Consider the following 13420-nt stretch of genomic DNA (forward strand, 5'->3'; position numbering starts at 1 on the left):
AGGCCGGTCGAGCCGGGGACGGCCCGCGCCGGGTGCGGAAAGCGTATACGAGGGGGGTGCGGACGCCGAGAGGTCGCTCATCCCCGGCCGCGCTCCCGCGTCGGCCGTCCCGACCGGCGGTCCGGGGCGGCCGATGGCCAAGGGCCCGGCGGCCCGGAAATCGCCCCCCCTCTACGATCGATCAGGTGTGCGCAAACGTGATCGTCGCCGAAGACGACGAGAATCAGGCCGAACTCCTCCGCCGCTACCTCGAACGGGAGGGCCACCGGGTGACCGTCGCCCCCGACGGTCTCGCGGCGCTCGACGCGGTCCGGCACCAGGAACCGGACCTGCTGGTCCTCGACGTGATGATGCCCCGGGCCGACGGCCTCGACGTCGTACGCGTGCTGCGCGCGGAGCACCGTGAGCTGCCGGTGCTGATGCTGACGGCCCGCACCACGGAGGACGACCTCCTGCTCGGCCTCGATCTGGGCGCCGACGACTACGTGACCAAGCCGTACAGCCCACGTGAGCTGATGGCCCGGGTGCGTACGCTGCTGCGCCGCAACCGGCGTGCCTCGGGCGGCGATCCGGACGACGCGGGAGTGCTGCGGGTGGGGGCGCTGGTCGTCGACGCGGTCCGGCACGTGGTGTCGGTGGAGGGGCGGGGCGTGGAGTGCACGCCGGGCGAGTTCCGGATCCTGTCCACGCTCGCCGCCGAGCCCGACCGGGTGTTCTCGCGGCAGCAGCTGCTCGCCGAACTGCACGGCTTCGACCGGTACATCAGCGACCGGACGGTCGACGTGCACGTGATGAACCTGCGCAAGAAGATCGAACCGGCCCCGCGCCGGCCGGTCCGGCTGCTCACCGTCTTCGGTGTCGGCTACAAACTGACGGACCCGGCGAAGGCGGCGGCCCGTGCGGCGACTTCGTAGCGCGCGGCGAGCTTCCGCGCCGGAGCGGGCGAACGGTGCGCGGCGGTGCTCCGATACCGGCGCACGGCGCTCTCCCGGTACCGGGGCGCGGCGGTCCGTACCCCTGCGCAAGAGTCTGTTCGCCCGGCTGCTGGCCGTATCGGCCCTGGTCGCGGCGTGCTCGGTGGCGGCGACCGCCTGGCTCGCCGTGCAGACGACGTCCGGCGCGATCCGCCAGGAACAGGGCCAGAACCTGGCCGCCGACGCCCGGATCTACCACCAGCTGCTCGGGTACGCGGCGGCTCATCCCACCTGGGACGGCGTCGAGAAGACGGTACGGGAGCTGGCCGGGCAGTCCGGGCGGCGGATCGCCCTGACGACCCAGGGGCGCGCCCCGCTCGCCGACTCGGCGGCCCCGGACGCGGCGGCCCTCCCGGCCCAGGCGTCGGCCGTGGTCGACCCGTTGTCCGTGGACACCGCGCTGGCCTCCGAGGGCGCCGGGGTGACGGGCACGAGCACGGACCGGGTCGATCCGCGCGCGGTGGGCCCGTTCCGGCTGCCGGCGTCGGAGCGGGCCCGGCTGCGGAAGATCGCGGACCGGGGTGTGGCCTGCCTCGGCGACTTCGGGATCGCCGCGGACGTGGTGGCGGGTGCCAGCGGCCGGCCCCTGATCCAGGTGGTGGGCGGCAACGACCCCGAGCGGATCCAGGGCACCCGGTGCGCCGTCGACGCGCTGGACACCCCGACGGCCACCGAGCGGAAGGCCCTCAAGGCACTCAACCAGCTGGCCGACGCCTGTCTGGAGCGCCAGGGCCGCGACGGTGTCCACCTCAAGCTGGGCCTGTCCTGGGGGCAGGCATCGGAGACCGTACCGGCGGAGGCGGTTCCGGTGCCCGCGGCGGCGGCGCCCACCCTGCCGCCGTCCACCGCACCGAGCGTCCGGGCGACCGAGGCGCCCCGCGAGGAGCCGAGCCCGGTGGCGAGCGCCGTACCGGGTCCGGGTGATCAGCAGGCGGCCGCCACCAGTGCGGACGACCGGGCCGTCGCCTCCTGCGTGGGCACCGCCCGCCGGGAGCAGCTCAGTTCGTACGTCGCCTCGCCCGCGCTGCTGTTCATCGGCGACCCGGGCGGCGCCACCGTGCCCGGCTTCGACCTCTCCCCGGCGAACACCGCGCGGATCGCGGGCGCGGCGGCCCTGGTGCTCGCCCTGACCGTCGGCGCGTCGGTCCTCGTCGGCGCCCGCCTCGTACGCCCGCTGCGGGACCTGACGGGGGCCGCCCAGCGGATGCGGGACGGGGAGGACACCGCGCCGGTGGTGGTCGCCGCGGACAACGAGATCGGGCGGCTCGCCGCGACGTTCAACGACATGTCGGCGCACCGCGCCCGTCTGGAGGCCCAGCGCAAGGCCATGGTCAGCGACGTCGCCCACGAACTGCGCACCCCGCTCAGCAACATCCGGGGCTGGCTGGAGGCGGCGCAGGACGGGGTGGCCGATCCGGACCCGGCGTTCATCGAGTTCCTGCACACCGAGGCGGTCCAGCTCCAGCACATCATCGACGACCTCCAGGACCTCGCCCAGGCCGACGCCGACGCGCTGCGGCTGCATCCGGAACCGGTACGGGTGGCGGAGCTGCTCGATCAGGTCGCCGCCGCGCACCAGGCCCGGGCGGACGCGGCGGGCGTCGCGCTGCGCGTCCGGCCACCCGACTCGCCCCTGCCGCCGTTGACGGCCGACCCGGTCCGGCTGCGGCAGGCCGTGGGCAACCTGGTGTCCAACGCGGTGCGTCACACCCCGGCGGGCGGGGGGGTCACGCTGCGGGCGTACGGCTCCGAGGACGGGGAGGCGGTGTTCGTGGACGTCGCCGACACGGGGAGCGGCATCCGGGCGGACGACCTGGTCCACGTCTTCGACCGGTTCTGGCGGGGCGAGAAGTCCCGGAACCGTCGCACGGGCGGCAGCGGGCTGGGCCTGGCGATCGTGCGCAAACTCGTGGAGGCGCACGGGGGTTCGGCCACGGCTGTGAGCACACCGGGTGAGGGCTCGGTGTTCACGCTCCGTCTCCCGGCCGACGAGGCGGCCCCTGGTACTCCGGACGACGCTGATGCGATGAACACAACGATCTGACAGCTTCCTCACAACTTGGCGCGAGCCTGTCCGCATGCCTCGCACCGCGGTGCGCACCCGCACCGCGGCCGCCGCCGAGGCGATTCCGGAACGGAGCCCTGCCCATGCCCCTGCGCACAACCCTGCGCACCGCCCTCCTCGCCGCCGTCGCGGCCGGCGCGGTGTGCGTCCCGGCCACCGCGGCCTTCGCCGACTCCTCGGCCGAGCCGTCGGCCGCGCCGACCCGTCCCCCGGCGGAGCAGTCCTCCGAGCCGTCCGTCGTTCCTTCGGCCGAGCCGTCCCGCGCGGCGTCGACCGAGCCCACCGAGCCGCCCAGGGCGGTGCCCTCCGCAGCCCCGCGCGGCGGTGTCGCAGCCGGTGAGCACCCGGCCGGCACCTCCGGCGACAACACCACCGCCATCGCCGGCTCCGCGGCCGCCGCGCTGGTGCTGGGCGGCGCCGGGACGATCGTCCTTCGCCGCCGTACCGCCCGCCGCGACGGCTGACCCGTCCCGCAGCCGATGACCAGCAGTGGCGCCGCCCCACGACCGGGCGGCGCCACTGCCGTCGTACGACCCCTGGAGCCCCCTCCCATGCGCCGCACCCCTCTCGCCGCCGCCCTCGCCCTCACCGCACTCGCCGCGCTGACCGCCTGCTCGGGCGCCGACCCGGCCCCCGCGCCCTCCCCGTCCGACACCCCGGCCTCCTCGACAACCGCCGGCAAACCGGCCCCCGAGGCCACCGCCGAACCCCCCGCCCACGTCTCCATCCCGTCCCTCGGCGTGGACTCCGACGTCATGCGCCTCGGCCTCAACCCCGACCGCACGGTCGAGGTCCCCCCGGCCGACAAGGGCATGACCACCGGCTGGTACACCGGCAGCGCCGTCCCGGGCGAACCCGGCGCCGCGGTCCTGATCGGCCACAACGACACCCGCTTCGGCCGCGCGGTCTTCCACGACCTCCGCAAGATCACCAAGGGCGCGGACATAGCGATCCGCGACGCCGGCGGCAGAACAACCCACTTCGAGGTCACCGCCCGCGAAACGGTGAGCAAGAACGCCTTCCCCACAGCCCGCGTCTACGGGCGCACCACGGACCGCGCCCTACGCCTCATCACCTGCGACGGCGCCTTCGACACGAACGGCCACCCGGTGGACAACCTGATCGTGTACGCGAAGCGCAAGTAGAACCGGCGCCGACCTGCGCCCCGCGCTCCCGGGGCGCAATCTGAGGCGAGGAACCACTCCGGAGGGAGTGGGTCGCCATGAACCGTCAGGCGTACGGCCACCTGGTCCACGGTGGACCGGCAAGGACGGCGAGACGAAGACCGTCGGCGAGGTCATCAGCGGAAACTGCGCGGGACTCGGCATGGCCGAGGAGAGCTTCCTGAACGAACCGCACCCGCGCCCGGGCGAGTTCGTGCGGGCGACCACGGTCCTCATGGTCCCGGACGGACCTGGAATTCGACGATCGTCAGGACTTCGGCATGTTCAAGGTCGAGACCCACGCGTCCAACTGACCGCCGACGGCCGTCAGGCGCTGTTGCGGAAGACGAGCAGGTAGCGCCAGAAGAGGAGTCTGCGGATGCTGCACCCGGGCAGCAACGTCGCCGCTTCCCGGCGGATCTCGGCCAAGGGCATGGCCGGCTGCCGCACCGGCGCACTCACCCCCTCCCGGTGACTCGCGGCGGGGCGGAACCGGTCCCTCGCACCGATCGCCAGCCTGGCGGCGGCGTTGGCCGGCACGGCTGCCAGGCTCCAGGCCCAGTCGAGGCGGGTCCGTTCCGGGTAGCACCCCAGGATCACCAGGACACCGCCGGGCGCGAGCGCGTCACGCAATGCGGCGACGGTTGCGAACGGCATGTGGTGGATGCTCGCCAGGCACGAGATGAAGCCGTAGTGCCCCCGGAGCAGGACTAGTTCGGTCACGTCCGCGTGCCGGAAACGCGGACTCCGGTCCTCGGCCGCCCCGCCGGAGAGGGCGCGGGCCTCCGCGATGGCCTCCTCCGACGGGTCGACCGCGTCGACCGGCATGCCCAGGCGGGCGAGCCGCCGCGCGAACCGGCCGGTCCCGCACCCCACGTCCAGCGCCGCGCCGCAGTTCCGGGGCACTTGGCGCAGCAGCAAGCGGTGGTAGTGGTCGTTGTGATCGAAGGGCATGGCCCCGACCCTGCCACAGCGCCCCCACGCACGGGACCGCGCTCACGCGTTCCGTCGGAGGCGCTGCGCGAAGCGCCCGTCCACGTGGAGCGGCGCCCGGTCGCCCGGTCCGCCCCGGGCCGTTCCGTCCACTCGCCGCCCACCCCGCCCCGCGCGACCATGAGTACGGGGACCCCACGGGGCAACGCACCGGGAGGCATCCATGGCGCACACGGGCTCCAGTGACCACTCCACCGGCACCGATGTGCTGATCGTCGGCGCCGGGCCCGTCGGGCTGAGTGTCGCGGCGGAGCTGTCGCGGCGCGGGGCGGCGTGCCGGCTCGTCGACCGGCTGCCGGGGCGGCTGCCGTACGCGAAGGCGGTGGGTATCCAGCCGCGCACGCTGGAGCTCTGGGACCGGATGGGGCTGGCCGGGGCCGTGCTGGAGGCGGCGGCGCCGATGTACGGGCAGCTGATCCACGTCGACGGGGCCGAGGTGGCCCGGATCGAGCTCGCGCTGCCGCCCGAGGTGCCCTACGGCTTCGCCTCGCTTCCGCAGTACGAGACCGAGCGCATCCTGGAGGAGTACGCCGCCGGTCTCGGCACGGTCATCGAGCGCGGGACCGAGCTGGAGGGCTTCGACCAGGACGCGGACGGGGTGACGGCGAGGCTGCGTACGGCCGACGGCGGGACCGAGGAGGTGCGGGCCGGGTATCTGGTCGGCTGCGACGGTGCGCACAGCACCGTACGCAAGGGGCTCGGGCTCTCCTTCGAGGGCGGGGCGTTCGGCGAGGAGTACATGCTGGCCGACGTCGAGGCAGAGTGGGACCTGCCGTACGGGTACGGGGTGCGCGCCAGTCACACCGCGGACGACGGGTCCACGGACGATCTGCTGGTCTGCATTCCGCTGCCGGGCACAGGCCGCTACCGGATGTCCATGCTGGTGCCGCCCGCGCTCTCCACCGGTCCGGCGGACGGCGGCGAGGTGGCGCACGGTCTTGAGGGCGGGCGCACACCGGCGCTCTCGGACATCCAGGCCGTGGTCGACCGCCTGGCGCCGAGGCCCGCCGTCCTGTCGCGGATGCGCTGGTCATCCGTCTTCCGGATCGGCCACCGGATCGTGGACCGGTACGGCGAAGGGCGGGTCTTCGTCGCGGGCGACGCCGCGCACATCCATCCGCCGACCGGTGCGCAGGGCATGAACACGGGCATCCAGGACGCCTGCAACCTGGCCTGGAAGCTCGCCCTCGTGGTGCGCGGCGAGGCCGGGCCCGCGCTGCTGGCCAGCTACGACGCCGAGCGGCGGCCGGTGGGCGAGGAAGTCGTCGGGCGGACCGTCCGGCACGCCACCCGGGGAGTCGAGAACGACGCCGACGACCTGCGGACCGTACTGCTCCGCGAGGCCCAGCTGCTCGTCGACTACCGGGACGGTCCGCTGGCCGGTGCCCCGTACGGGCCGGCGGACGCCCCGCAGCCCGGCGACCGCGCCCCGGACTGCGCGGGGCTGACCCACCCGGTGGCGGCCTGTCCGCTGCGGCTGCTCGACGTACTGCGCGGCCGGACGGGCCATGTGCTGCTGCGGTACGCGCCGCGGGGTGTCGACGCGGCGCAGATGGGCGGCATGGACACCGTCACCGTGGTGGCGGGCGACGCGCCGGCGAACGCGTCCGGCTACCGCGACACGGGCGGCGAGTTCGCCCGGCTCTACCGGCCGGACGGGCCGACCGGCTTCGTCGTACGCCCGGACGGTCAGCTCGGCGCCCGCTTCCCGCTGTCCCTCGCGTCCAACGCGCCGCCGCGTTATCTGGCCGCGCTGTCCGCCCGGGGCGCGGACACGCCCTAGCGCCGCGCCTTCGCCAACCGCTGCCGCCGTGCCTCGTACAGGACGATCGACGCCGCGTTCGACGCGTTGAGGGAGCTGGCCGAGCCCGTCATGGGGATGCTGACGACGTGGTCGCAGCGGTCGCGCCAGGCGTTGCTCAGGCCCGCCGTCTCGTTGCCGATGAGGAGCAGGACGGGCTGGGTGAGGTCGAACTCCGAGGCGTCGCACTCTCCGCCCTCGTCGGTGCCGACTACGAGGACGGGACGGCCCTGCGCGCGCTCCTCGTCGAGCCACTGGGTGACCTCGTGGTGGGAGGGGGTGCGAACCACGGGGAGGGCGAAGAAGGAGCCCGTCGTCGCGCGGACCGCCTTCGGGTCGTACGGGTCCGCCGCGTGGCCCGTGACGATGAGGCCGTGGGCGCCGAGGGCGTCGGCGGAGCGGACGATGCTGCCGATGTTGCCGGGCTGCGTCGGGCGGTCGAAGACCAGGCCGAGGAAGTCGTCGGCGACCGGGATGCGGGTCAGCTCGTCGGGGGCCATCTCGACCACGGCCAGGACCTCCGGCGCGCCCTCCGCCCGCTCGCTGAGTTCCGCGAGCAGCTCGGGTGCCACCGCGATGCGCTCGGTGGTGATGCCGCGCATCAGCTCCTCGGCCCAGCGGGACAGGGGGCGGCTCGCGTCGTACAGGAGGGAGCGGATCGTCCAGCCGTGCTCGACGGCCATGGTGATCGGCCGGACGCCCTGGACGATGAACTCGCGGGCGCGGCCGCGCTTGGTCCGGTTGGTGAGCAGCGTCTGGAACTGCTGAAAGCGGGCGTTGCGGGTCGAGATCCGCTGCACAGCCACCGGTGGGTCCTCCCAGGGGGTAATCGCTCGTCCGGCGGCGGCTTCGGCCGCCCCCGGAAACCAGAAATTCCCACGGTTCGCGATGAACCGTGGGAACTGGATGAGTGTCCGAGGGGGGACTTGAACCCCCACGCCCGATAAAGGGCACTAGCACCTCAAGCTAGCGCGTCTGCCATTCCGCCACCCGGACCAGGTGATCCGCCGCGGTCTCCCGTGGCGACAAAGAAAACAATACCAGGGGTTTGGGGTGCCTCTCACCTGCATATCGGGGGGCCCGCCGGTGGACATTGCGCTGGTCAGTGCGGTGCGGGGGTCTCCGGGACCCATTTCCGCCCGGGGCCGTGCCGCACCCGTACGGACCGTCGCCGCGTACGTACGGACCGTGGAGCCGGAGGGTCGGCGGCTGGGTCCACCGGCGGGTGGACGGGGCGGGTTACTTTCGCTCGCATGAGTGATCGCGGCTCCCGTTCTCCCCGCGCCCTGTCCCCTCTGCGCGAGCATCTGCGCGAGACCTTCTGGTTCGCCCCGGCCCTCACGCTCGTCGTCGCGTGCGTGCTCTGGTTCGTCGCCTCGGCGCTGGACGAGAGAATCGTCTCGTACCTGCGCGAGGAGCAGGCGTACGAGGAGATCAACGACCTGGTGAAGGTCGCCGAGGACACCAAGCAGATCGTCGTCACGGTCAGCTCGGCGATGATGACCTTCATCGGTGTGGTCTTCAGCATCTCGCTGGTCGCGGTGCAGATGGCGAGCGGGCAGCTCACGCCCCGGGTGGTGCGGATCTTCGTACGGAGCCGGATCAGCAAGCTCACCCTGTCGGTGTTCCTGGCGACGTTCGTGTTCTCGCTGCTGGTCCTCAGCTCGTACGAGAGCGAGACCGATCCCCGCCGGGTCACCTCTCTGCCGTTCGTGCAGAGCGTGGTGACCGCCCTGCTCGTCGGGCTCAGCCTGCTGCTGTTCATCGGGTACGTGAGTTCCACGTTGCGCCTGATGCAGATCGGGCCGGTCCTCGACCACATCACCCGGGACACGTTCAAGGTGCTCGGCGGGATGCCGGCCGGGCGGCCCGGCGAGGGTCCCCTGCCCGACGAGAGCGGGCAGATCCTGTACGAGGGACGGGCCGGTGTGCTCCGCGACGTCAACGTGGCACGGCTCGTCCGGGCCGCCCGGCGGCAGGGCGTCGTGCTCCGGCTGGTCCCCCGGCTCGGAGACTTCGTGGTGCCGGGGACCCCGGTGCTCGCGGTGCACGGCGGGGCGGCGCCGGGGCGGCACGCGCTGCGGTACACGGTCTCCGTGGGCGTCGAGCGCACCCTGCACCAGGACTTGGCGTTCGGGCTGCGCCAGCTGTCCGACATCGCGCTGCGGGCGCTGTCCGCCGCGACGAACGACCCGACGACTGCCGTGCAGTGCCTGGACCGGATCGTGCAGTTCCTGGCGGCGGCCGTGCGGCTGCCGCTGGGAACCGTGCACCACCGCGACCGTTCGGGCGCGGTGCGGCTGGTGCAGGACGTGCCGTCGTGGGAGCACCTGGTGGACCTCGGCTTCGAGGAGGTACGCCGGTGCGGGGCGGCCGTCCCTCAGGTGTCGCGGCGGCTGCTCGCCGGGATCGACGACCTGTTGCCGCTGGCCGGGCCGGAGCGGCGGGGGCCGCTGGTCCGGCACCGCACGCTCCTCGTGCAGGCGGTGGAGCACGCGGTGCCGGACGCCGCCGAGCGGGAGTTCTCGCTGCTGCCGGACCGGCAGGGCATCGGCTGACACGACCGCGTCGGGCCCTTCCGCACGCGTGTGGAGAGGCCCGGCGCGAAAGGAACGAGGGTGCTACTTGCGCAGCGCCGCTATGCCCTCGTAGCCGATCCGCGCGTGGTTCAGGGACTGCGCGGGGTCGGTGGAACTCGGTGCGTTGTCCTGCTCGACCATCGGGTTGCGGTACTGGGACCGGCCGACGCGGGAGAAGAACGTCCGGTAGTCGATGACTCCGGTGCCGAACGGAACCATGTCGTAGCCGTCGCCACTGGTGGTGTTGGCGACGCCGTCCTTGGCGTGGAACAGCGGGTAGCGCTTGTTGTTGCGGCGGACCAGGGCCGCCGGGTCGAAGACGTTCTCCCGCTGCGAGCCGTCGAGGGCGGTGTAGGTGTGGAACTTGTACTGGGCGACGTGCGCCCAGAAGACGTCCATCTCCAGCCAGACGGCCTTCGGATCGGTGACCTTCAGGAAGTATTCGAGCTTGCGGACGCCGGAGCTGCGGGTGGGCCGCCCCTGCGCGTCCAGCGGTCCGCCGTCGAGCAGGAAGCCGTAGGCCGCGTCGTGGTTGTGCGTGTACAGCTTGATGCCCGCCCGGCGCGCGATCTGCCCCAGGGCGTTCCACTTGTCGGCGGCCACGTCCCAGTCGGCCCGGTAGGCACTGCCGGTGGGGTCGCCGCCGGTGCCCATGTGCTCCATGCCGAGGATGTTCGCCATCTCCAGGTTCCGCTTGAATTCGTCCAGGTCGCTCTGGTTCAGGGGCCAGGACGACGGGATGAAGCCGTGGTTGCCCTGCGCGCGCAGGCCGTACTCGTCCAGCCAGGCGCGCAGCAGTTTCGCGCCCTCCACCGTCTGGAGGTTGCTGCCGCCGGGTGCGTTGGCGTGCTGGCCGTATCCGGCGAACTCGACCTGCCGGTAGCCGAAGCGGGCCAGCTGCTTGAAGACCTCGCGGAAGCCCGAGGGGAGACCGGTGCTGAGCGGGTCCCGGCCCGTGGCGTCGCGGACGGTGTACAGGATGATGCCCCGCTTGTCCGCGGGGACGAGTGCCTGCCCGTGGCCGTGACCCCGGCCGTGGTCGTGCCCGTGGCCGTGACCCCGGCCGTGGTCGTGCCCGTGGCCGGGGTGGGCGAAAGCGGGCGAGGCGCCGAAGACGGGCGCGGCGATCGCCGTCGCCGCGGCGGCGGTGCAGGTACTGAGAAAGCGCCGGCGGCTGACGCCGAGGCTGCGGCGCAGGCTGTCGTCCGTCGCGGGTGCGTCGTTGTACGCGGTCATGGTGGGTCCTACCTTCGTTCTGGGCTCGACGGGTCCCCTGGGAGACCGGCCAGCGTGAGGAGCAGGGACTTCACTTCGGTGGCCCGGACGGGTCCGGTGAACGCGTGGGGGGTGGAGCAGAGGATGAGCGGACCTTCTTCGTCGCTCGGGGGGAGGCGGCCGTGGCTGCCCCGTATCGGTGAGGGGTCCAGCGGCACGACCGCCAGGCGGTAGCGCATGCCGAGCTTCTTGCGGGCGATGGCCGTGGCCGCCTTGACCCGGACGTACGGGTCCTCGGGGTCCATGAAGAGCTCGACGGGGTCGTAGCCGGGTTTGCGGTGGATCTCGACGAGCTGCGCGAAGTCGGGTGCGCGGTCGTCGTCGAGCCAGTAGTAGTACGTGAACCAGGCGTCCGGGTCGGCGACGGCGACCAGCTCTCCGGAGCGGGGGTGGTCCAGACCGTGGGCCTTCTTGCCCTCGTCGTCGAGGAGGAGGTCGATGCCCGGGAGCCCGGCCAGGGCCTCACGGGCGGCTTCGATGTCTTCGGGCCGGCGTACGTAGACGTGCGCGATCTGGTGGTCGGCGACGGCGAAGGCCCTTGACGCCATCGGGTCCAGGTATTCCATGCCGTCCTGGGTGTGGACCTCCAGGAGGCCGGCGCGGCGCAACGCCCGGTTGATGTCGACGGGCCGGTCGACCCGGGTGATGCCGTACTCGGAGAGGGCGACGACGGTACGTCCCTCGCGGCGCGCGTCGTCCAGGAGCGGGGCCACCGCGCGGTCCAGGTCGGCCGCGGCCCGGAAGGCGCGCGGGTCGTCGGGGCCGTAGCGCTGGAGGTCGTAGTCGAGGTGCGGGAGATAGCAGAGGGCGAGGTCGGGGCGGCGGGTGTCCAGGATGTGGCGGGTGGCGTCGATGATCCACTGGGAGGAGACGAGGTCGGCGCCGGGCCCCCAGAAGTGGAAGAGGGGGAAGGTGCCCAGCTTGTCGGTGAGTTCGTCGTGGAGGGCCGGAGGGCGGGTGTAGCAGTCGGGTTCCTTGCGGCCGTCCGCGTAGTAGACGGGGCGGGGGGTGACGGTGTAGTCGGTGTCGGCCCCCATGGCGTACCACCAGCAGATGTTGGCCACCGTGTAGCCGGGGTGGGCGCGGCGGGCGGCGTCCCAGAGCCTGTCGCCGGTGACGAGTCCGTTGTGCTGGCGCCACAGCAGGACGTCGCCGAGTTCGCGGAAGTACCAGCCGTTGGCGACGATGCCGTGCTCGGCGGGGGTGGTGCCGGTGAGGAAGGTGGACTGGGCGGCGCAGGTGACGGCGGGCAGGACGGTGCCGAGCGGAGCCCGGGTACCGGACTGTCCCAGAGCCCTGAGGTGGGGCATGTGCTCGAGGAGGCGGGGGGTGAGCCCGACGACGTCGAGGACGAGGAGGGGTGTGGGCGGGGTGGCCGCCCCGGCGGTGGTCATGGCAGCTCCTTGAGGCCGAGGTCGGTCAGGAGGTCGCGGGCGAGGGCGAGTTCGGCGGCGATGCCCTCGGCGAGCCGGCCGCGGGTGCGGGGGCGCAGCCCGGCGGGAAGCGCCTGCCAGGTGTACGTCTCGACCTCCAGGTGCCGGGTGAGCGGCCTGGCGCCGCCGACGAGCCGGGCCAGCGTGGCGCGGAGGACGGGGAGTGTGGAGGTGAGCGGGGGTGCGGGCGGTGCGTGCAGCGGTACGTGGAAGTGGGCGCGCCACGGGGCGCTGTCGGGCAGGATCTCGCCGGTGACGGCTTCGTCCAGGTCGTCGGTGCCACGCAGTCCGGCGGCGGTGGCGGTCCGGGTCTGGTGGAGGAAGCGTGGTTCGGCGAAGGCCGCGAGGGCGGTGCGCACCTCGGGGAGATGCGGGTGTTCGGCGTGCAGGGCGGCGGAGAGCTGCGCCTTGACGGTGGGGATACCGGCGGCGGTGAGGGCGTCGATGGCGGTGTCCGGGTCTTCGAAGGACGTGGCGAGGTGGCAGGTGTCGACGCAGACGCCGATGCGCGGGTGGCCGACGGCGGTGAGGGGGGCGATGGCGTCGGCGGTGGTCTCCACGGTGCATCCGGGTTCGGGTTCGAGGCCGATCCGGATGGATTTGCCGGTGAGTTCGGCGAGGGCGTCGAGGCGTTCGCCGAGGGTGGTGAGCGCGTCGAGTGCGGTGCGAGCTGCTTCGGGATCGCCCGAGTACGGGGTGCGCCAGGCGAGGGGCAGGGTGGAGATGGTGCCCTCGGTGACGTCGTCGGGCAGGAGCGCCGCGAGCAGCCGGGCCAGGTCGGTGGTGTGGGTGAGGCGTTCGGGGTCCGTCCAGTCCGGCCTGTAGACGCGGTACTTGACCTCTTCGTCGCCGAAGCCCTCGTACGGGAAGCCGTTGAGGGTGACGACTTCGAGGCCGCGGCGGTCGAGCTCGGCGCGCAGGGAGCGCAGTCGCGAGGGGTCTTCGACAAGCGTGCGGGCTGCGTCCCGGGCGAGCCAGAGGCCGATGCCGATGCGGTCGCGCCCGAGCCTCCTGCGTACGGGCTCGCAGTGATCGCGGAGTTGGGCGAGGACGCCATCCATGGTTTCGGCGGGGTGGACGTTGGTGCAGTACGCGAGGTGGACGACGGTTCCGTCGGGGTGGCGGAAGCGCATGGCG

General features: G+C 73.1%; 11 protein-coding genes and 1 tRNA gene. 6 read left to right on the plus strand and 6 right to left on the minus strand.

The window, feature by feature from the left end; genetic code table 11:
- Positions 1 to 185: 185 nt before the first annotated feature.
- The 4 genes from BLW14_RS03965 to BLW14_RS03980 all read left to right on the plus strand — a co-directional run bounded on the left by BLW14_RS03965 (position 186) and on the right by BLW14_RS03980 (position 4184).
- Complete coding sequence (locus BLW14_RS03965; RefSeq protein WP_256332673.1) at positions 186 to 914, plus strand: response regulator transcription factor; 729 nt, start codon at positions 186 to 188, stop codon at positions 912 to 914.
- Between the two features lie 103 nt (positions 915 to 1017).
- Complete coding sequence (locus BLW14_RS03970; RefSeq protein ID WP_093710641.1) at positions 1018 to 3018, plus strand: sensor histidine kinase; 2001 nt, start codon at positions 1018 to 1020, stop codon at positions 3016 to 3018.
- 104 nt (positions 3019 to 3122) lie between these two features.
- Entirely contained in the window at positions 3123 to 3503 is a 381-nt protein-coding gene (locus tag BLW14_RS03975; RefSeq protein WP_093704353.1) for a hypothetical protein, read from the plus strand.
- 87 nt (positions 3504 to 3590) lie between these two features.
- Complete coding sequence (locus tag BLW14_RS03980; protein ID WP_093704355.1) at positions 3591 to 4184, plus strand: class F sortase; 594 nt, start codon at positions 3591 to 3593, stop codon at positions 4182 to 4184.
- Between the two features lie 345 nt (positions 4185 to 4529).
- Here the strand turns inward: BLW14_RS03980 and BLW14_RS03990 are convergent, their stop codons facing one another.
- Positions 4530 to 5156 (minus strand): class I SAM-dependent methyltransferase, encoded by a 627-nt coding sequence (locus BLW14_RS03990; protein WP_093704357.1) that lies wholly within the window; start codon positions 5154 to 5156, stop codon positions 4530 to 4532.
- A 202-nt stretch (positions 5157 to 5358) separates the two neighbouring features.
- Between BLW14_RS03990 and BLW14_RS03995 the strand changes: the two genes are divergently transcribed.
- On the plus strand, positions 5359 to 6978 hold the full coding sequence (locus BLW14_RS03995) for an FAD-dependent monooxygenase (RefSeq protein WP_093704359.1): 1620 nt from the start codon (positions 5359 to 5361) through the stop codon (positions 6976 to 6978).
- Here the strand turns inward: BLW14_RS03995 and BLW14_RS04000 are convergent.
- Together BLW14_RS04000 and BLW14_RS04005 are read right to left on the minus strand one after the other, a co-directional pair.
- Positions 6975 to 7796: an RNA methyltransferase gene (locus tag BLW14_RS04000; RefSeq protein WP_177154199.1), complete on the minus strand. Its 822-nt coding sequence runs from the start codon at positions 7794 to 7796 to the stop codon at positions 6975 to 6977. The two genes, BLW14_RS03995 and BLW14_RS04000, sit on opposite strands and share 4 nt — an antisense overlap.
- Positions 7797 to 7907: 111 nt before the next feature.
- Positions 7908 to 7992 (minus strand) — tRNA-Leu (locus BLW14_RS04005).
- A 257-nt stretch (positions 7993 to 8249) separates the two neighbouring features.
- On the opposite strand from BLW14_RS04005, the gene BLW14_RS04010 reads away from it, so the two are divergent.
- Complete coding sequence (locus BLW14_RS04010; protein ID WP_093704363.1) at positions 8250 to 9554, plus strand: DUF2254 domain-containing protein; 1305 nt, start codon at positions 8250 to 8252, stop codon at positions 9552 to 9554.
- A gap of 63 nt (positions 9555 to 9617) precedes the next feature.
- Here the strand turns inward: BLW14_RS04010 and BLW14_RS04015 are convergent, their stop codons facing one another.
- Genes BLW14_RS04015 through eboE form a run of 3 tightly spaced genes read right to left on the minus strand, consistent with a single transcriptional unit; the run spans position 9618 to position 13416 of the window.
- Positions 9618 to 10811, minus strand: a complete 1194-nt coding sequence (locus BLW14_RS04015) for a sugar phosphate isomerase/epimerase family protein (protein WP_093704365.1) — start codon at positions 10809 to 10811, stop codon at positions 9618 to 9620.
- Between the two features lie 8 nt (positions 10812 to 10819).
- The gene (locus tag BLW14_RS04020) at positions 10820 to 12244 is read right to left on the minus strand and encodes an alkaline phosphatase family protein (RefSeq protein ID WP_093704367.1); all 1425 of its coding nucleotides are present in this window, start codon (positions 12242 to 12244) and stop codon (positions 10820 to 10822) included.
- The gene (gene eboE, locus BLW14_RS04025) at positions 12241 to 13416 is read right to left on the minus strand and encodes a metabolite traffic protein EboE (protein ID WP_093704369.1); all 1176 of its coding nucleotides are present in this window, start codon (positions 13414 to 13416) and stop codon (positions 12241 to 12243) included. The genes BLW14_RS04020 and eboE overlap by 4 nt, the downstream gene beginning before the upstream one ends.
- Positions 13417 to 13420 lie beyond the last annotated feature (4 nt).

Source organism: Streptomyces sp. 2131.1 (assembly GCF_900105515.1).
Classification (GTDB): domain Bacteria; phylum Actinomycetota; class Actinomycetes; order Streptomycetales; family Streptomycetaceae; genus Streptomyces; species Streptomyces drozdowiczii.

Coding starts and splice junctions, on each gene's coding strand:
- BLW14_RS03975 (WP_093704353.1), top strand. CDS start 3,123: ATGCCCCTGCGCACAACCCTGCGCACCGCCCTCCTCGCCGCCGTCGCG.
- BLW14_RS03980 (WP_093704355.1), top strand. CDS start 3,591: ATGCGCCGCACCCCTCTCGCCGCCGCCCTCGCCCTCACCGCACTCGCC.
- BLW14_RS03990 (WP_093704357.1), bottom strand. CDS start 5,156: ATGCCCTTCGATCACAACGACCACTACCACCGCTTGCTGCTGCGCCAA.
- BLW14_RS03995 (WP_093704359.1), top strand. CDS start 5,359: ATGGCGCACACGGGCTCCAGTGACCACTCCACCGGCACCGATGTGCTG.
- BLW14_RS04010 (WP_093704363.1), top strand. CDS start 8,250: ATGAGTGATCGCGGCTCCCGTTCTCCCCGCGCCCTGTCCCCTCTGCGC.
- BLW14_RS04015 (WP_093704365.1), bottom strand. CDS start 10,811: ATGACCGCGTACAACGACGCACCCGCGACGGACGACAGCCTGCGCCGC.
- BLW14_RS04020 (WP_093704367.1), bottom strand. CDS start 12,244: ATGACCACCGCCGGGGCGGCCACCCCGCCCACACCCCTCCTCGTCCTC.
- eboE (WP_093704369.1), bottom strand. CDS start 13,416: ATGCGCTTCCGCCACCCCGACGGAACCGTCGTCCACCTCGCGTACTGC.